This window comes from Pseudomonas sp. YL2 (assembly GCF_023063025.1).
In the GTDB taxonomy this organism is placed as follows: Bacteria; Pseudomonadota; Gammaproteobacteria; order Pseudomonadales; family Pseudomonadaceae; genus Aquipseudomonas; species Aquipseudomonas putida_A.
Genome location: NZ_JAJSLU010000001.1, coordinates 337,863 through 354,657, shown reverse-complemented (window position 1 = coordinate 354,657; position 16,795 = coordinate 337,863). Strand labels below are relative to the sequence as shown.

General features: G+C 61.2%; 17 protein-coding genes. 8 read left to right on the top strand and 9 right to left on the bottom strand.

Features of this window, described 5'->3' with window-relative positions; genetic code table 11:
* Positions 1 to 218 precede the first annotated feature (218 nt).
* Entirely contained in the window at positions 219 to 887 is a 669-nt protein-coding gene (gene elbB, locus LVD08_RS01610; RefSeq protein WP_210556355.1) for an isoprenoid biosynthesis glyoxalase ElbB, read from the top strand.
* Positions 888 to 1,017: 130 nt separating this feature from the next.
* On the opposite strand, the gene LVD08_RS01605 is transcribed toward elbB, so the two are convergent.
* The 3 genes from LVD08_RS01605 to LVD08_RS01595 all read right to left on the bottom strand — a co-directional run bounded on the left by LVD08_RS01605 (position 1,018) and on the right by LVD08_RS01595 (position 4,463).
* On the bottom strand, positions 1,018 to 1,473 hold the full coding sequence (locus LVD08_RS01605; RefSeq protein WP_098966204.1) for a YaiI/YqxD family protein: 456 nt from the start codon (positions 1,471 to 1,473) through the stop codon (positions 1,018 to 1,020).
* A gap of 108 nt (positions 1,474 to 1,581) precedes the next feature.
* On the bottom strand, positions 1,582 to 3,477 hold the full coding sequence (locus LVD08_RS01600; RefSeq protein ID WP_247267233.1) for an FTR1 family protein: 1,896 nt from the start codon (positions 3,475 to 3,477) through the stop codon (positions 1,582 to 1,584).
* Between the two features lie 86 nt (positions 3,478 to 3,563).
* Positions 3,564 to 4,463 carry a LysR family transcriptional regulator gene (locus tag LVD08_RS01595; protein ID WP_247267232.1) on the bottom strand — a complete coding sequence of 300 codons (900 nt, stop codon included), beginning with the start codon at positions 4,461 to 4,463 and terminating at the stop codon, positions 3,564 to 3,566.
* A gap of 128 nt (positions 4,464 to 4,591) precedes the next feature.
* Between LVD08_RS01595 and LVD08_RS01590 the strand changes: the two genes are divergently transcribed.
* From LVD08_RS01590 to LVD08_RS01570, 5 genes are all read left to right on the top strand, one after another.
* Positions 4,592 to 5,971: a COG3014 family protein gene (locus LVD08_RS01590; RefSeq protein WP_247267358.1), complete on the top strand. Its 1,380-nt coding sequence runs from the start codon at positions 4,592 to 4,594 to the stop codon at positions 5,969 to 5,971.
* A gap of 241 nt (positions 5,972 to 6,212) precedes the next feature.
* Complete coding sequence (locus LVD08_RS01585) at positions 6,213 to 7,607, top strand: COG3014 family protein (protein ID WP_096796115.1); 1,395 nt, start codon at positions 6,213 to 6,215, stop codon at positions 7,605 to 7,607.
* A 15-nt stretch (positions 7,608 to 7,622) separates the two neighbouring features.
* A complete protein-coding gene (locus LVD08_RS01580; protein WP_247267231.1) occupies positions 7,623 to 7,997 on the top strand; it encodes a YcfL family protein in 375 nt (124 codons plus the stop codon).
* 36 nt (positions 7,998 to 8,033) lie between these two features.
* Complete coding sequence (gene lpoB, locus LVD08_RS01575; protein WP_247267230.1) at positions 8,034 to 8,621, top strand: penicillin-binding protein activator LpoB; 588 nt, start codon at positions 8,034 to 8,036, stop codon at positions 8,619 to 8,621.
* Positions 8,622 to 8,624: 3 nt separating this feature from the next.
* Positions 8,625 to 9,368, top strand: a complete 744-nt coding sequence (locus tag LVD08_RS01570; protein ID WP_247267229.1) for a penicillin-binding protein activator LpoB — start codon at positions 8,625 to 8,627, stop codon at positions 9,366 to 9,368.
* Positions 9,369 to 9,557: 189 nt separating this feature from the next.
* Here LVD08_RS01570 and LVD08_RS01565 read toward each other — a convergent pair whose 3' ends face one another.
* The 3 genes from LVD08_RS01565 to LVD08_RS01555 form a co-directional block, all read right to left on the bottom strand.
* Positions 9,558 to 10,190, bottom strand: coding sequence for a LysE family transporter (locus LVD08_RS01565; RefSeq protein WP_027610461.1), 633 nt, complete (start codon positions 10,188 to 10,190; stop codon positions 9,558 to 9,560).
* A gap of 135 nt (positions 10,191 to 10,325) precedes the next feature.
* On the bottom strand, positions 10,326 to 10,907 hold the full coding sequence (locus LVD08_RS01560) for a mechanosensitive ion channel family protein (RefSeq protein ID WP_027610460.1): 582 nt from the start codon (positions 10,905 to 10,907) through the stop codon (positions 10,326 to 10,328).
* Positions 10,907 to 12,817: an ATP-binding cassette domain-containing protein gene (locus LVD08_RS01555; RefSeq protein ID WP_003229372.1), complete on the bottom strand. Its 1,911-nt coding sequence runs from the start codon at positions 12,815 to 12,817 to the stop codon at positions 10,907 to 10,909. The genes LVD08_RS01560 and LVD08_RS01555 overlap by 1 nt, the downstream gene beginning before the upstream one ends.
* Positions 12,818 to 12,867: 50 nt before the next feature.
* Between LVD08_RS01555 and LVD08_RS01550 the strand changes: the two genes are divergently transcribed.
* On the top strand, positions 12,868 to 13,332 hold the full coding sequence (locus LVD08_RS01550; RefSeq protein WP_247267228.1) for a TIGR02444 family protein: 465 nt from the start codon (positions 12,868 to 12,870) through the stop codon (positions 13,330 to 13,332).
* Here the strand turns inward: LVD08_RS01550 and LVD08_RS01545 are convergent.
* Positions 13,329 to 14,477: an AlgP family protein gene (locus tag LVD08_RS01545; RefSeq protein WP_247267227.1), complete on the bottom strand. Its 1,149-nt coding sequence runs from the start codon at positions 14,475 to 14,477 to the stop codon at positions 13,329 to 13,331. The genes LVD08_RS01550 and LVD08_RS01545 overlap by 4 nt on opposite strands.
* A gap of 192 nt (positions 14,478 to 14,669) precedes the next feature.
* Here LVD08_RS01545 and LVD08_RS01540 point away from each other — a divergent pair, with 192 nt between their 5' ends.
* Positions 14,670 to 15,335 (top strand): FKBP-type peptidyl-prolyl cis-trans isomerase, encoded by a 666-nt coding sequence (locus LVD08_RS01540; protein ID WP_247267226.1) that lies wholly within the window; start codon positions 14,670 to 14,672, stop codon positions 15,333 to 15,335.
* 79 nt (positions 15,336 to 15,414) lie between these two features.
* Here LVD08_RS01540 and rsd read toward each other — a convergent pair whose 3' ends face one another.
* Both rsd and LVD08_RS01530 read right to left on the bottom strand, forming a co-directional pair.
* A complete protein-coding gene (gene rsd / locus LVD08_RS01535) occupies positions 15,415 to 15,873 on the bottom strand; it encodes a sigma D regulator (protein WP_247267225.1) in 459 nt (152 codons plus the stop codon).
* A 186-nt stretch (positions 15,874 to 16,059) separates the two neighbouring features.
* The gene (locus LVD08_RS01530) at positions 16,060 to 16,611 is read right to left on the bottom strand and encodes a disulfide bond formation protein B (protein ID WP_095137655.1); all 552 of its coding nucleotides are present in this window, start codon (positions 16,609 to 16,611) and stop codon (positions 16,060 to 16,062) included.
* Positions 16,612 to 16,795: the final 184 nt, after the last annotated feature.

Here is a 16,795-nt window from a genome sequence, read left to right as displayed (position 1 = left end):
TTATCCCCTCTGCGCCAGCGGACTCCCGTTCGCCAGCGTCGTTCTCACGCGAAAAATCTCCTGCTCGTCACGAGGCAGGCAACCGCAAATAATGAACACCCCGCCGCTGTTGCGATCCATTTAGAAAGCGCTCCATGCAGGTGCCGCCGCCACTTCAGCCTATGGCAACGCGCGATAAATTAGTGGACATTTAGCGCCATGAATCTGGAGAGAAACCCATGAGCAAAAAAGTTGCAGTGATCCTGTCCGGCAGCGGCGTGTACGACGGCGCCGAAATCCATGAAAGCGTCATCACCCTGCTGCGCCTGGATCAACGCGGCGCACAGGTGCAATGCTTCGCGCCGAACATCGCGCAATTGCATGTGATCAATCACCTGACCGGTGAAGAAATGCCCGAAACGCGCAACGTGCTGGTGGAGTCGGCGCGCATTGCCCGCGGCAACATCAAGGACATCCGCGAGGCCGACGTCGATGACTTCGACGCGCTGATCGTACCTGGCGGTTTTGGCGCCGCGAAAAACCTCTCGAACTTCGCCGTTGAAGGCGCCGGTTGCGCAGTACAGCCTGAGGTGCTGGCCTTGGCGGAAGCATTTGCCGAAGCGGGCAAACCGGTGGGCCTGATGTGCATCTCGCCGGCGCTGGCAGCGAAGATCTACGGCCCGGGCGTGACCTGCACCATCGGCAACGATGCCGACACCGCCACCGCGATGAACAAGATGGGCGCCAGCCACGAAGACTGCGCGGTGACCGACATCATCGAAGACAAGGCACGCAAACTGGTGACGACCCCGGCTTACATGCTGGCGCAGAACATCAGTGAAGCGGCTTCGGGGATCAACAAACTGGTGGATCGCGTTCTCGAACTGACTCACGAGAACGATGTTTGATCTCTGACCGCATGCGGAGCGAGATGTGGGAGCGGGCTTGCTCGCGAAAGCGGTGTGTCATTCAAATCAATGTTGTCTGATTCGACGCCTTCGCGAGCAAGCCCGCTCCCACAAGGGAATGGTGATTATTTCAGGGTTTGCGGGTCAGGCGCGTCAGGATGCGGTCCAGCGCATTGGCAAACGCCTGCTTCTCGCGCTCGCCAAAAGGTGCCGGACCGCCGCTGATCTGGCCCTGCTCACGCAGGTCGGTGAACAGGTTGCGCACCGCCAGCCGCTCGCCCATGTTCTGCGCATCGAACTCCTTGCCGCGCGGGTCCAGCGCTGCCACCCCCTTCTTCACCAGACGATCGGCTAGCGGAATATCGCTGCAGATCACCAGTTCACCAGGCACCGCGTGCTCGACCAGATAATCGTCCGCCGCATCCGGACCGCTGGGCACCACGATCAGTTTGACGATGGCCAGCCCCGGCTTGGTCTGCGGCTGCCCGGCCACCAGCACCACTTCGAACTGGCGCTTGAGGGCGAACTTCACCACCAGATCCTTGGCGGCCCGAGGGCAGGCGTCGGCATCGATCCATACACGCATGATTTTTTCCTCTTCAAAAAAGCATCGCGGGCAAGCCCGCTCCCACAAGGTTAACGCTAAACCTGTGGGAGCGTGGCTTGCCCGCGAATGTGAGCGCAGCGAATGCTGTTAAGCAGTGACCCGCTTCTTCTCCGCGATCCGACTCCGCCCGTACAGCACAACAATCGCCAGAATCGCCACGGCCTGAGCCGTCAGCGAATAGGCGTCGGCGTGAATCCCCAGCCAGTCGAATTCAAAGAACGCCACCGGTCGCGTGCCGAAGATCCCGGCTTCCTGCAGCGCTTTCACGCCATGCCCGGCGAACACCACCGACAAGGCACAGAGCAGACCGGCGTTGATGCTGAAGAACAGCGCCAGCGGCAGTTTCGCCGAACCGCGCAGGATCACCCAGGCCAGACCGATCAGCAGCACCAGTGCGGTCGCACCACCGGCCAGCACCGCGTCATGCCCGGCGGGGCCGGCCTGCAGCCACAGGGTTTCGTAGAACAGGATCACTTCGAACAGCTCGCGGTACACCGAGAAGAACGCGAGGATCGCAAAACCAAAGCGCCCGCCGCCGCCCACCAGACTCTGCTTGATGTAATCCTGCCAGGCCGCTGCGTGGCGCCGGTCGTGCATCCACACGCCGAGCCACAGCACCATGACGCTGGCGAACAGCGCCGTGGCGCCTTCGAGCAGTTCACGCTGCGAGCCGCTGACGTCGATCACGTACGCCGCCAGCGCCCAGGTGCCAAGACCGGCGAGCAGCGCCAGGCCCCAACCGATGTTGACGCTACGCACTGCCGACTGCTGGCCGGTGTTGCGCAGAAACGCGAGGATCGCCGCCAGCACCAGAATCGCTTCGAGACCTTCGCGCAGCAGAATCAGCAGGCCGGAGATAAAGCTCAGCGACCAGCTCAGACCATCGCTGCCGAGCAGTTCAGCAGACTCTTTCAACTTGCCCTTGGCCGCGTCCAGGCGCTGTTCGGCTTGCGCCACCGGCAAACCGTCCTGCAACGATTGACGGTAGGCCATCAGCGATTTTTCGGTGTCCTTGCGCACGTTGGCGTCGACGTTGTCCAGCGAGCTTTCGACCAGCTCGAAACCTTCCAGATACGCCGCCACCGACAGGTCGTAGGCCTGATCGTGCTCGCCGGCGCGGTACGCCGCCAGGCTCTTGTCCAGCGTGGCGGCGGTGTAATCGAGCAATTGCGCCGGGCCGCGTTTGACCTGCGGCGGTTGCGCGCGCTGGGCACGGAAGCTTGCGGCGACCTGCGGGCCTTCGGCGGCCTGCACCTCGGCCGGGGTCTGGCGCGCCAGATCGGCGATGTTGAAGGTCTTGTCAGACTTGGCCGCAGCCGGGTCGGCACTGAAACCGGCAATGTAGGTCGCCAGATCCCAACGCTGACGGTCGTCCAGTTGATCGGCGAAGGCCGGCATGTCGGTGCCTTCGACGCCTTGGCCGAGGGTGCTGTAGATCGCGTACAGGCTCAGGTGATTGATGCGTGCGGCATCGCGCAGATTGGCCGGTGGCGGCGTCATGCCGAGCCCCGCCGGGCCGTCACCGGCGCCGGTTTCACCGTGGCATACCGAGCAGTTCTGCGCGTACAGCGGCGCGCCCCGGGTCGGATCGGGAGTGATGATCGGCGCTTGGCTGACTTCATATGCTACCGCCAGTTTCGCCCCCAGTTGTCGGGCCTGACGCGCGACCTCGGCGCCGTCCTGTTTCGCGGTGATGGCGGCGTGCAGAGCCTCGACACCCTGCTCCAGCTCAGCCTTCTCCGGTTTGGCCGGCAGACCGCCGATCAGCCCTTGCAGCACCTGGGTGAATTCCAGTTGCTCGCGGTATTCGCCGTCGTCGACGACCTTGCCCGCCTCGACCGTCGGCGGATAGTCGGCGCTGATGTAATCGAGCAGGTGCAGCGCCTGCGGGGCGCCTTCCACGGTGTCGGCCAGCAGGTTGAAACTGCTCAGGGCAAACAGCGGGAACACCAGCCAGGCCAGGAATCGGGACGCGGCAGTCATGAATGAGTCTCAAATGGAAATGCGAAGTTACATATTGTTCACTTCGAACGCCTTTCACTCAAGCTTTGTCGACGTCTCGTGGCGTTTTAACGCAGCGCTGCGGCGCTGTTACGGTAGTGCTCAAGCATGAATTCGACGAACACCTGCACCTTCAGCGCGACGTGCCGGGCATGCGGATAGAGCGCGTAATAGTGTCGCCGCCCAAGGCTGTAGTTGGGCAGGATTTGTACCAGCCGGCCGCTGAACAGATCGTCCTGCACTGTGGCCCGGGTGAACGCGGCGATGCCAACCCCGGCCAACGCGGCGGCGTGCAGCGAACTGATCGAATCGGCCTTGAACCGGCCCTGCACGCGCACGCTGGTGGTGAGTCCACGCGTATCGGTCAGCGCCCAGTCACTGCCACCGGCAAACGCCAGCAACTGCTGCTCGGCGAGTTCGCGCACCTGGCGCACCAGACCATTGCGCGCCACATACACAGGCGAAGCCACCAGCAACATGTCCGAGACAGTCAGCAACCGCGCCACCATGGATGAATCGGCCAAGGGTCCGCAGATGCGCAGGGCCACATCAAAACCCTCAGCGATCAGATCGACGAAACGGTCATCGCAGGACAGGTCCACTTCAATCTCGGGATAGCGCTGCTGAAACGCCGGCAACCAGCTCGCCAGTTCCAGCGTACCGATGACCATCGGTGCACTGATGCGCAGCACACCGCTGGGGCTTTCATGGGCCTGCCCCACCGCCAGTGCGGCTTGATCGAGGCGATCGAGAATGTCCACGCACGCCGCGTAATACTGCTGCCCCGCCGTGGTCAGGCTGAAACCTCGGGTGTTGCGATTGATCAGCCGCGTGCCCAGCTCGCGTTCCAGCTGCTGCAACTGCCGGGAGATGGTCGAGTGAGTGGTGTCGAGGCGCTCGGCAGCGGCGCTGAACCCGCGACACTCGACGATGCAACGAAACGCGCGCATGGCTTGCAGTTGATTCATTAAAGCCCCGGATCTGTTGAGCGCTGAGCGCGCAAGCCTAGCGCAATCCTTGTCCACCCGGCAGCAGCAAAGCGCCCCTATAATGCGTCACCTCCGTGCTTTTGCCGTTCAAGGAAGAACCCGTCTCCATGCGCCATTGCCTGCCGCTCTACCTGCTGCTTAGCCTCATCATGCAACTGAGTGGGTGCGCCGCTTACCGCAATTACGATCAGGAAATGCAGCAGACCATCGATCAGATGGCGCAGGGCAATCTCAACGAAGCGCTTTATCTGATGGAGCTGCACAATCCTTGGGAAGACAAGGATCTGCTGTATTTCATGGAACGCGGCGCGATCCTCAGCGCCGGCACCAACCTGCCAAAAAGCCAGGAAGCGTGGCGCAGTGCTGACCGGATGATTTTTCAGCGCGAAGAAGCCGTGCCCTCCGCAGGCATGAAGTTGCTGACCCGTTTCGGTAATGAAATGGGCACCATGCTGGTCAATGACAAGCTGCAGCGTTACGAAGGCTACGACTACGAAAAAGTCATGCTGACCACCGAAATGGCCCTCAACCAACTGGCGGAAAACGATTTCGACGGGGCCCGCGCCGACATCAAGAAAACCCACGAGCGCGAAACCCTGATCGCCCGCCAGCGGGAGCGGCAATACGAAGAGGCGCAAGAGCAAGCTACGCAACAGGGCATCACCTTGCACTACAAGGATCTGGAAGGCTATCCGGTGGCCATCCTCGATGCCCCGCAAGTGCTTGAGCTGAAGAACGGCTACCAGAGTGCATTCAGCCATTATCTGGCCGGCTTCACTTATGAAGCGCTGGGCGAACGCGCGCTCGCAGCGCCGGGGTATCGACAGGCGATCGAATTGCGCCCGGGCGTGCCGCTGCTCGAAAACGCTTTGCGCAACCTGGACAAACCCGGACCGGCAGCCGATGAAAGCGAGATTCTGATCGTGGTCCAGGCCGGTTTCGCCCCGGCACGCAGCTCGGTGCAAGTGCCGATCCCGGTGCGGCTGAACGAAAACCTGACGATTGTTGCACCGATCTCGTTCCCGGTGATGGTGCCCGACACCCTCACACCTGGCGTGACCCAGGTCCTCGTCGACGGTAAAAAGCACCCATTGACCATGATTAACAGCGTGTCGGACATGGCCATCCGCACCTTGCGCGATGACATGCCGGCGATCATCTCTCGCGCCATGTTCCGCGCCAACATGGCCGCCATCAGCCAGGCGCAAAAGAACGAGCGCGATCCGTCCAAGGCGTCGTTGGTGGTGACCGATCCTGATCCTTTTGAAGAGGCTGACACCCGAACCTGGCGCACGCTGCCGGACAAAACCCTGATCGCCCGTCTGCGCCTGAAAAAAGGCCTGCACCGCGTGCGCTTTCCGTATTTTCGTGCAGAAGACGGGTTCACGGTACGCGTCGACCGCAGCCATCAAGTGTTCAACCTGAGGGTATTCATGGGCCAGAACTATTACGTCGGATCGGCATTGGTCCTGCCCGAAACGCCATGAACGAAAGGTGTCAGATAAAGCAGAGGAGTAATGGCACCAAACTAACAACTGCAATTAAAAAGCTATTACATGGCCAGCATCGCCCGCTTATAATGCCGCGCCCGCGCTATAGCAACGCGGCATAAAAGCTCCTCTGGTTATGAGGAATTGGCAGGAGGCCAGCGCCACTGTCGATGGGTCACACCAGCCCGACCAGCACCGGCGGCTGATGCAGTTACTAGCTCAGGGAAGAAGTACCCCCATGGCATTGCGCACTCCCACCTTGATCGCGCTCAGCGCGGTTACTCTGCTGTCCGGCTGTTCGGCGTTTCGCAACTACGATTCGGAACTGGCCCAGACCAACCAGCAACTGGCCACCGGCAACGTCGACGCCGCGCTGAGCCTGCTGGAAAAGAACAACACCGGTCCGGACAAAGACCTGCTCTATTACTTCGAGAAAGGTGAGTTGCTGCGCGCCAAGGGCGACCTGTCCGGCAGCCAGAACGCCTGGACCAGCGCCGATCAGGTGGTTGGCCAGTGGGAAGATTCGGTCAAGCTCGACACCGGTAAATACCTGGCTCAGTTCGGCAGCTTCCTGGTCAACGACAAGGTGCGTCGCTACGAAGGCTACGACTACGAAAAAGTCATGTTGACCACGCAGATGGCCCTCAACCTGCTGGCGGTCAATGACTTCGACGGCGCCCGCACCGCGATCAAGAAGACTCACGAACGTGAAGCGGTGATCGCCGACCTGCGCGACAAGGAATACCTCAAGAGTGAGGAAGAGGCCGAGAAAGAAGGCATCAAGACTCAGTACAAGGATCTGCAAGGCTACCCGGTTGCCAGCCTCGACGCGCCGGAAGTGGTCGGCCTGAAAAACAGCTACCAGAGTGCGTTCAGCCATTACCTGGCCGGTTTCGTCTACGAAGCCTTGGGCGAAAAAGACCTGGCTGCACCGGGCTACCGCAAGGCGGCCGAACTGCGCCCGAACACCCCGCTGCTGGAGCAGGCACTGGTCAACCTCGACAAGCCGACCAAGAGCGACGACAGCGACATCCTGATCGTAGTGCAAAGTGGTCTGGCACCCTCGCGTGATTCGATCCGCGTGCCACTGCCATTGCCGATCTCCAACAACGTGGTGATCACTCCACTGTCGTTCCCGATCATCAAGCCTGACACCTCCACTGCACCGTTCGCGCAGATTGGCGTCGATGGCCAGCAAGTCAACCTGACCGCTCTCAACAGCACTACCGCCATGTCGCGTCGCGCCCTGCGCGATGACATGCCGGGGATCATCGTCCGCACCACCGTGCGCGCAATCACCAAAGGTGTGGCGCAGAAGAAGATCAACGAAACCAACCCGCTGGCCGGTCTGGCCGTGGGTATTTCTTCAGCTGTGCTGGAAGGTGCCGATACCCGTACGTGGCGCACCCTGCCGGACAACACCCAAGTGGTGCGTCTGCGCTTGAAGAAAGGCGAGCATCAAGTCAGTCTGCCGAGCGCCGTCGGCGGTTCGCTGGTCAAGGTCACCGTCGATCAGCGTTATCAAGTGATCAGCCTGCGTGCCGTGGGCAATCAGGTATTTGCCGGCGGCGTCGCCGCCCATGTCATCCCGAGCGCCGGCGCGACCAATGTCGCCAGCCTCAAACAACCTTAAGAACGGAGTCTTTGCATGCGCTTCAAACTCTTCGCCGTCGCCGCTCTCGCCATCCTGGCCAGCGGCTGCGCCACCCCGCCACCACCGGAGCCGGGCAGCGCCGCGAGCAAGGTCGTGGCCATGGGCCCGCAGAAGCACATTGCGGTCGGCGCCATGCGCGTCGCCCGAGAGAACGGCTTCATGACCGTCAATGTGCAGTTGACCAACACCCTCAACAGCAACAAGACGTTCTACTACCGCTTCGCTTGGCTCGGTGCGGAAGGTTTCCCGATCGCCGAGGAAGAAGTCTGGAAGAGCCAGATGATGTACGGCGCTCAGACCAGCTTCATCCAGGGCATCGCCCCGACCCCGAAAGCCGTGGATTTCCGTCTCGAACTCAAGACGCCTTAAGTCCGCCACCCTATTCCTGTTTTAGAGAGCATTCCCATGTTTGCACGCTTTTCCCTGATCGCTGTCCTCGCCCTGCTGGCTTCCGGTTGCGCCAACACCTCGCCGACCCTGGGCAGCAAGAACATCAGCTACGGCGATGCCAAAGCGGTTGAAACCGTGACCAACGAATTCGGTTCGACCGACCTGCAAATGATCGCCGAATCGATGACCCGCTCGCTGGCCCAGTCCGGCATTCTGCAGGGCCGCCCGGTGGTGCAGGTTTACGACGTGAAGAACAAGACCAGCGAGTACATCGATACCCGCGAAATCACCACCAGCATCAAGACTCAGCTGATGAAGTCCGGCACCGCCCGCTTCGCCAGCGACAACACCGCGATGCAGAGCCAGGTCGATCAGCTCAAGTTGCAAAACCAGAGCGGCCTGTACAAAAAGAGCACCGTGGCCAAGACTGGCAACATGATCGCCGCCAAGTACCGTCTGGAAGGTTCGATCAGCTCGATCGTCAAGCGCAGCAGCGACTACAAGGACGTCTTCTACAAATTCAGCCTGCAACTGATCGACGTCGAAAGCGGTCTGGCCGAGTGGATGGACGAAAAAGAGATCCGCAAAACCACGGAGCGTTAATTGATGCGCGCATGGATTGGCATGATGGCCCTGGCTTGTGCGTTCAGCGTGCAAGCGGCCCCGAAAGTGGCGGTAACGGATCTGGCGTATCAGGAGCGTGTGGAGCAGTACATTCACATCGTTTCGGCGCAGAACAATTACCGCGAGGGTTACTACAGCTCCAGTGGTTCCTCGAACTACAACGAGCTGGAAGCGACCACCAGCTACATCGAACAAGGTGAGCTGCGTAAATTCACCGGCGACATCAAGGGCGAGATCCTCCGCACCGGGATGTTCCAGCTGGTGCAGGGCACGCCGTACACCGCGTCGTCCAAGGGTGACGTGTACGACGTGATCAAGCGCATCAAGGCCGGCAGCTTCAAGGGTGCCGACTACGTGCTGTTCGGCACCGTGTCGGACATCGACTTCACCCAGGACATGAACGAGCTGGCGCACACCGACAGCTATTCGGCGGTGCTGGGCCTGACGCTGGTGGCGGATTTCAGCCTGATCAACACCAAGACCTACGAAATCACCTCGGCCTTCACGGCGATGGGCGAAGCGCAGGACACCAAACTGGTGAACGGCCGCGACATCAAGATCTCGCTGAATCGCCCGCGGGTGGTGCGTGAAGTGTCCAAGGCTTTGGGTGAGGACGTTGCCGGGCAGCTGAGCCAGCAGCTCGGTGGCGGCGGGTACGAGCAGCCGCGCGAAGCGCCGCAGCGCAACAACTTGCCGCGTGATACCGCGCCGGTGATCTTGCGCTGACTCTTGGCTGAACGCGTTCTGTGGCGAGGGAGCTTGCTCCCGCTGGGCTGCGAAGCAGACCCAAAAGCTTGTGAGCGCTACGCACTCAAGCGGGAGCAAGCTCCCTCGCCACAATTGCGCGTCACTCCAAAGTCTTGGCGGATAAAAAAAGGCGACCTCATCAGGTCGCCTTTTTTGTGCCGGCAGGTTTTACACCGCCGCTTTACGCAACGTCGCCATAAATGCCGCCGCACCAATGAACAGCCCGGCAAACGTGCGGTTCATGCGTTTCTGCTGCTGCGGTGTACGCAACAGGCGCAGCACCTTGGACGCCAGCCCGGTGTAACCGGCCATGACAATCAGATCCACGCAGATCATGGTCGCACCGATCACCACATACTGAATCAGCAACGGTGCGTGAGGATTGATGAACTGCGGCAACACCGCCAGCATGAACACCAGTGCCTTGGGGTTGCTGATGTTGACCAGGAAGCCGCGAAACACCAGCGCCAGAGGTTTGCCGATCGGCCGTACCGCCGCGTCATCGCTCATGTCCATGGGCAGCGCACGCCATTGCTTGATCGCCAGATAGACCAGATACGCCACACCGAACCATTTGATCGCGTGGAATGCGGTGGCCGAGGCGGTGAGGATCGCGCCGACACCGGCGCCGACAATCGCAATCTGTACCGCCAGGCCGATCTGCAGGCCGAGGGCGTTCCAGTAACCGCGCCAGAAACCGTATTGCAGGCCGCTGGACATCGACGCAATGGCGCCAGCACCCGGGGACAGACTGATCACCCAGCAGGCGGCAAAGAATGCCAGCCATGTTTGAAGCTCCATCGCACACCTCGACTGTGAATCGTGACAGACGTCAAAGCTAATGCGCTTTGGCGCGGATGACTACCGATTTTTGCTGGATGGTTCGGGCGCGGCTGAGGGCTTGCTCGCGAAGGCGTCAGATCAGACGCCCGAGGACTACTTCTCGAAACCGCTGGAAGGAAACACATCGCTGCCACGCCAGCGCCGCACCGAACGCTGGAAGAACAGGCTGTTCGGCACTTGCACCATGGCGCTGCCCGTCCCGAGTTCCTCGGCTTCGATCAACGTGGTGTAGAGCAGATTGATCGCCACCACCCGGCCTTTGACACCCGGCTTGTCGGTGGTGTCCACCAGCTCGACCACATCGCCCAGGCGGAACGGGCCGACGGTGAAGATCAGGATCGCGCAAAGCAGGTTCGACAGCACACTCCACATGGCGAAGAACGCCACCGCCGCCACCGCGACGAAACCCGACAGCGCCGTCCACAACACCGTGGCCGATACGCCGAGGCGCTCCAGCACAAAAATCACCGCGCTGCCCATGATCAGCCAGCGCAATACGCCACGCAGGGGCATCAGCAACTGCGGCGGAAACGGATAGCGCTCGCCCAGGCGGGTGAGGAATCGAGCGACGACTCGTTGAGCGAAGTAGCCGGCCAGCAGGATCAGCAGAATCTGCACGCCGAGCCAGATCGGCTCGACCCACACCGCCGGCAGCGGCAGCTTGAACGCTTCCATCAGGACAGCGCCTCCAGCTCCGCCTGCATGCTTTCCAGCGTTTCGAGTGCCTCCATCCATGCTTCTTCCAGTTCGGCTTCGCGCACTTTCAGCTTGGCCTGCTCTGCCAGCAGATCACGCAACTCGTTCTTGCGCGCCGGCTCGTAGATGTCGCTGTCACCGAGGCTGGCATCGACCTTGGCGAGTTTTTCGTGGAGCTTGCCCAGTTCGGCTTCGAGCTTGTCGGCCTCGCGCTTGTGCGGTGCCAGTTGCTGACGCAATGCAGCAGCGGCCTGGCGCTGGGCCTTTTTGTCGGTCTTGTCCGGGTTCACCGGGGTGTTGCTGACCGGCGCATTGCGTTGACGGTATTCCACCAGCCAGCGCGCGTAGTCTTCGAGGTCGCCATCGAACTCTTCTACCTTGCCGTCCGCGACCAGGTAGAAGTTGTCGGTGGTGCTCTTGAGCAAGTGCCGATCGTGAGACACCACCAATACCGCGCCGCTGAATTCCTGCAGCGCCATGGTCAGCGCCAGGCGCATTTCCAGGTCGAGGTGGTTGGTCGGTTCGTCGAGCAGCAACAGATTCGGCCGTTCCCAGGCGATCAATGCCAGCGCCAGACGCGCTTTCTCGCCACCGGAGAAATTCAGCACTGGCTCGTCAATGCGTGCGCCACGGAAATCGAAACCGCCGAGGAAGTCGCGCAGGGTCTGCTCGCGTTCGGTCGGCGCCAGACGCTGCAAGTGCAGCAGCGGGCTGGCCTTGGCATCCAGCGAGTCGAGCTGATGCTGGGCGAAATAGCCAACCACGGTGTTTTCGCCACGGGTCAGGCGCCCGGCCAGCGGTTCAAGCTCGCCGGCGAGGTTCTTGATCAGGGTCGATTTACCGGCACCGTTCGGCCCGAGCAGACCGATCCGCGCACCCGGGGTCAGTTGCAGCTTGACCTTCTCCAGGATGGTTTTGTCGCCGTAACCCAGGCGCGCATCGGACAGGTCGATCAGTGGACTGGAGATCTTGGTCGATTCGCGGAACACGAAGTCGAACGGTGAATCGACGTGGGCCGCCGACAGCTCTTCCATGCGCTCCAGGGCCTTGATCCGGCTCTGCGCCTGACGGGCCTTGGTGGCCTGGGCCTTGAAGCGGGCGATGTAGCTTTCCATGTGCGCACGTTGCGCCTGCTGCTTCTCGTAGGCCTGTTGCTGCTGGGCCAGACGTTCGGCACGGGCGCGTTCGAACGCGGTGTAGCCGCCACGGTACAGGGTCAGTTTGCGCTGATCGACATGCGCCACGTGATCGACCACTTCATCGAGGAAGTCGCGGTCGTGGGAAATCAACAGCAAGGTGCCCGGATAGCTTTTCAGCCACTCTTCGAGCCAGATGATCGCGTCGAGATCCAGGTGGTTGGTCGGTTCGTCGAGCAGCAACAGGTCCGACGGACACATCAAGGCCTGCGCCAGGTTCAGACGCATCCGCCAGCCACCGGAGAAATCTCCTACCTGACGATCCATCTGCTCGTTGGTGAAACCGAGACCGGCCAGCAACTTGCGTGCCCGCGCATCGGCGGTATAGCCGTCGGCGCTGTCGAGTTCGGCGTGCAGGCGGGCCAGAGCCGTGCCATCGTGGGCCGCTTCGGCGGCGGCGAGGTCACGTTGCACTTCGCGTAGACGCAGGTCGCCATCGAGCACATAGTCGACCGCCAGGCGTTCGAGCGTGTCGACCTCCTGGCGCATGTGCGCGATCCGCCAGTCGGCCGGCAGCAGGCAATCGCCCGAGTCCGGGTGCAACTCGCCGCGCAGCAAGGCAAACAGGCTGGATTTGCCGGCACCGTTGGCACCGATGAGGCCGGCTTTGTGGCCGGCGTGCAGGGTCAGCTCGGCGTCTTCTAGCAGACGTTGCGGGCCACGCTGTAAAGTCAGGTTCTGAAGTCGGATCATAATGGCGGCGGAGTCTACCAGCTTCGCTCACAACTGGCGCGAGTAGCACGATGTCCTCTGACCTGTGGAGCTTTTCCCTTGCCATCTACGCCCGACCGGGCGTGGAACCTGCTTGCCTGCAACTGCAAACGGCGGGGGCCAATGTCTGCCTGCTGCTGTGCGGTTTATGGCTGGAGCGGCGCGGCGCGGCCTGCAACGAACAGCGCGTGCAGCAGCTGAAAACGCTGGTGGGGCCGTGGGATGTGGAGGTGGTGCAGCCACTGCGTGCGTTGCGTACTCAGTGGAAAACCCTGGCCGAGGAAGATCCGGTGCTCAAGGGGCTGCGAGCACAAATGAAGGCGCTGGAGCTGGAAGCCGAACGGCATCTGCTGTGGCAACTGGAACAGGTTGCGCAGGATTGGCCGCGCGATGACGCATCAGCGTCGGGGGAGTGGCTGGAGAGTCTGACGGGATCGGCCGCCAGCCCGAACCGCGACGCGCTGCAAGTGCTGCGCGTCGCGGCAACCGGCACTTAGGAGGCGCTGGTCGGGTTGCTGCTGGCGCTCGACGCGGCGGCTGGCGTTGGCGCAGTCGTGGTGGTCGAGGTGGAAGCGGCTGGAGCAGGCGCGGCGGCGGCCGGCGCCGGAGCGGCTGGCTTGGCGGCAGGTGCAGTCGCCGGCTTGGCGGCAGCTGGTTTGGCAACGGCCGGTTTTTTCGCGGCAGGTTTGGCAGCTGGCTTGGCGGCTGGTTTAGCGGCTGGCTTTGCGGCTACTGGTTTGGCGGCAGGCTTGGCTGCAGCGGTCGCAGGTTTTGCTGCTGCAGGTTTGGCAGCGGTTTTAGCAGCAGGCTTGGCCGCTGGTTTGGCAGCAACCTTGGCAGCAGGTTTTGCCGCGACTGGTTTGGCCGCAGTCTTGACTGCCGGTTTTGCCGCAGCGGTTTTCGCGGCAGGTTTGGCAGCCGGTTTTACCGCTACTTTGGCAGCTGGTTTAGCAGCAGCGGTTTTTGCCGGAGCGACTTTGCGCGCAGCAGGTTTTGCTGCTGGCTTGGCAGCCGGTTTGGCCGCTGCAGGTTTGGCAGCGGCAGTACGTGCGGCCGGTTTCGCAGCGCTCGCCGCAGCCGGTTTTTTCACTGCGGTTTTTGCAGCAGGTTTGGCGGCGGTTTTAGCCGGTGCCTTGGCTGCAGGTTTTGCCGCTGGTTTGGCCGCAGCAGTTTTCGCCGGGGCTTTCGCCGCAGCAGGTTTGGCTGGCGCTTTTTTCGCAGGCGCTGCTGCTGGTTTGGCGGCGCGGGAGGACAGCGCTTTGCCGGCGGCCTCTTGCACCCGGCCGACACCTTGGGCCAGTTTCAGGCTTTCCTGGGCATCGCGCTTGAGTTGCAGAATGTAGCCGCGAGTGTCGGACTGACGATCCTTCAGCGCATCGAGCAGGTCTTCGAGTTCTTTGACGGCAGCCTTGGCCTTGTTCTGCGCCTTGGCTTTACCGGCAGCAGCGGCGTCCTGCAATTTGGTGCGGGATTTGTGCAGTTTTTCTTGCGCCTTGCCGCGTTGCTTTTCCAGTTTGGCGAGCAGTTTTTCAGCATCAGCCAAGGCTTGGGAGCAAGCGTTTTCCAAATGCTCGAGCAGGCTGCCCGAGAGTTGTTGGAGTAAGTGCAACGGAGTGTTTACAGGCTTCTTGGTGGCCGACATGGTTTACCTCCTGGCTGACGTGAGTGCGGCTCATACTAGACCTCTGCAGTTACCGCCGCTAGGTCATCTTGACAGTAACGAAACCGTTGCGTTGCAACGAAGCGAAAATGTTCTTCAACAAGTCAAAAGCAGTTCACCGTTGCAGACGTTCGCGCTGGCATAATCCACCGCAATTCAGGACGGAGAGTGCCCATGTCGCGCTACCTTTTTTTATCCCTCTGGATGATTTTTTCCGTGGCCCACGCCGACGAAAAAACCACCGCGAACGATGCTCACGATCTGGCTTACAGCCTCGGCGCCAGCCTCGGTGAGCGGCTGCGCCAAGAGGTGCCGCAACTGCAGATTCAGGCACTGGTCGATGGTTTGCAGCAGGCCTATCAAGGCAAGCCATTGGCACTGAGCGAAGCACGGATCGAGCAGATCCTCGCCGATCATGAATCGCAAAACGCCGAGCACTCATCGCTGCCGTCGAGCGACGCCGCGATGGAAAACGAACAACGTTTTCTCACCGCCGAAAAAGCCAAACCGGGCGTGAAGGAACTGGCCGACGGCATCCTGCTGACCGAGCTGACACCGGGCACCGGTGCCAAGGCCGGCCCCGATGGAAAAGTCCAGGTGCTGTATGTCGGTCGGCTGCCGGATGGCACGGTGTTCGATCAGAACACCCAGCCGCAATGGTTCAGCCTCGACAGCGTAATTGCCGGGTGGCGTACCGCACTGCAGAACATGCCGGTTGGCGCGAAGTGGCGGCTGGTGATTCCATCGGATCAAGCCTACGGCGCCGACGGGGCTGGAGTTTTGATCGCGCCGTTTACCCCGCTGGTGTTTGAGGCGGAGCTGCGGGGCGCAACGAGCTGATCGCAGCCGATTCGCAGGCACAAAAAAACGCGGTGCGCTTCCGGCGCACCGCGTTTTTTTTATACCTGCGAGAAACCTGTCAGGCCTGAACCGGATCTTCCTGCTTGTGTGCCGTGTGCAGCACTTCAATCAGGCAGTCTTCCAGTTCGAAGCGTTCGTGCAGCAGGCCACCCAGCTCCTTGAACTTCTCGGCGACGCATTTGCCTTCATCGCAGAGGTCATTGAACGCGAGGAGTTTTTCGGTGATAACGTCGATGCGCGGATAGAGGGTTTCGGCAAGTTCGAGGCCGCGCTTGTCGTTGAAGGCCTTGGCTTCACCGGTCAGCTGTTCGTAGATCTCGAAGTGCCCGGCCGAGACGTAATCGACCAGCACGCCGCAGAATTCAAGCAAGGGTTTACGGTTCTCGGACAGAGCCTGTGGTTTGTCACCCAACTTGTCGTAGGCACTGATCAGATCTTCACGCTCTTGCAACCAGCGGTCGATCAGCAGATGAACTCCACCCCAGCGTTCCTGAGCATTCTGACAACTTTCGAGCATGGCGATCTCTCTTCCCTTGTGGGTCATGCTGCTCTACACCCGCGCCCCTCTTCTGGCTGTTATCGCTTGGGGGCCGACCGGGCAGAGCGTCATCGAGCAACATAAATCCAATGACACGTGCGGGCCAGATTATGCCCGCACGCCTATGGCTTCAAGGTACGCAGGAGATAAAGTTCATACAAGTGTTTAATCCCTGACCAGCGTGCGGTGCGACGCTTCGCCGCTGAGCGGTCGCTGCAGAGCGCTCCAGACCAGCCGCAGCAATTGATAGACCGCCAGGATCGACATCGCCACAAAGAACAGCAGGCTCCATTCCGGGATGCTCAAATCGAACAGCGTCCAGGAAATTTCTGCGCAATCTACACCGCCCCTAAGCATCCGCAACGTTGCACACAACCACGGCAGGTTGCTGAACAACGCTTCGGCATCAGGCGCGCACCTCGTCATCTGCATCAACGGGTCACTCTGCAACAACACCTGTCGCCAGGCCGCCGTCGTCCCGCCCAGGCTCAGGCCAAGCGCGGCGACCCAGTACAGCGACAGGCCGACACGCCGTGGGCCGTGGACCGCCGCCAACCCGCAACAGAACGTCAGCAACGCCATGAAAAACCTTTGCGCCAGGCACAGGCTGCAGGGCGTCAGCCCGACCGCATACTCGAGATAATAGGAAGCTCCCAGGGCCATGGCCCCTGCAGTGAAAGCCGTGAAAAACAAGGAGCGTGAACAGGCCAACGACATGGCTTTTCCGTAACAGTGGAGACAGGCAGTTACGGTAGAGGAAAGCTTGTCAGCCTTTCAAGGCGGGGCCTTGGCGACAGTTCACCAGAAGTGTAGGGAAAACCCGACAGGTGCGAGAGGAATAGGTGTAGTCCGTTGTAGGACTTTGCCCAAGACGCCCGCCACAGGTAATTTTTCGCTCACT

What these genes read in the sequence shown, in the direction of transcription:
- elbB (WP_210556355.1), top strand. Translation starts at nt 219, where the DNA reads ATGAGCAAAAAAGTTGCAGTGATCCTGTCCGGCAGCGGCGTGTACGAC.
- LVD08_RS01605 (WP_098966204.1), bottom strand. Translation starts at nt 1,473, where the DNA reads ATGCGTGTATGGATCGATGCCGACGCCTGCCCTCGGGCCGCCAAGGAT.
- LVD08_RS01600 (WP_247267233.1), bottom strand. Translation starts at nt 3,477, where the DNA reads ATGACTGCCGCGTCCCGATTCCTGGCCTGGCTGGTGTTCCCGCTGTTT.
- LVD08_RS01595 (WP_247267232.1), bottom strand. Translation starts at nt 4,463, where the DNA reads ATGAATCAACTGCAAGCCATGCGCGCGTTTCGTTGCATCGTCGAGTGT.
- LVD08_RS01590 (WP_247267358.1), top strand. Translation starts at nt 4,592, where the DNA reads ATGCGCCATTGCCTGCCGCTCTACCTGCTGCTTAGCCTCATCATGCAA.
- LVD08_RS01585 (WP_096796115.1), top strand. Translation starts at nt 6,213, where the DNA reads ATGGCATTGCGCACTCCCACCTTGATCGCGCTCAGCGCGGTTACTCTG.
- LVD08_RS01580 (WP_247267231.1), top strand. Translation starts at nt 7,623, where the DNA reads ATGCGCTTCAAACTCTTCGCCGTCGCCGCTCTCGCCATCCTGGCCAGC.
- lpoB (WP_247267230.1), top strand. Translation starts at nt 8,034, where the DNA reads ATGTTTGCACGCTTTTCCCTGATCGCTGTCCTCGCCCTGCTGGCTTCC.
- LVD08_RS01570 (WP_247267229.1), top strand. Translation starts at nt 8,625, where the DNA reads ATGCGCGCATGGATTGGCATGATGGCCCTGGCTTGTGCGTTCAGCGTG.
- LVD08_RS01565 (WP_027610461.1), bottom strand. Translation starts at nt 10,190, where the DNA reads ATGGAGCTTCAAACATGGCTGGCATTCTTTGCCGCCTGCTGGGTGATC.
- LVD08_RS01560 (WP_027610460.1), bottom strand. Translation starts at nt 10,907, where the DNA reads ATGGAAGCGTTCAAGCTGCCGCTGCCGGCGGTGTGGGTCGAGCCGATC.
- LVD08_RS01555 (WP_003229372.1), bottom strand. Translation starts at nt 12,817, where the DNA reads ATGATCCGACTTCAGAACCTGACTTTACAGCGTGGCCCGCAACGTCTG.
- LVD08_RS01550 (WP_247267228.1), top strand. Translation starts at nt 12,868, where the DNA reads ATGTCCTCTGACCTGTGGAGCTTTTCCCTTGCCATCTACGCCCGACCG.
- LVD08_RS01545 (WP_247267227.1), bottom strand. Translation starts at nt 14,477, where the DNA reads ATGTCGGCCACCAAGAAGCCTGTAAACACTCCGTTGCACTTACTCCAA.
- LVD08_RS01540 (WP_247267226.1), top strand. Translation starts at nt 14,670, where the DNA reads ATGTCGCGCTACCTTTTTTTATCCCTCTGGATGATTTTTTCCGTGGCC.
- rsd (WP_247267225.1), bottom strand. Translation starts at nt 15,873, where the DNA reads ATGCTCGAAAGTTGTCAGAATGCTCAGGAACGCTGGGGTGGAGTTCAT.
- LVD08_RS01530 (WP_095137655.1), bottom strand. Translation starts at nt 16,611, where the DNA reads ATGTCGTTGGCCTGTTCACGCTCCTTGTTTTTCACGGCTTTCACTGCA.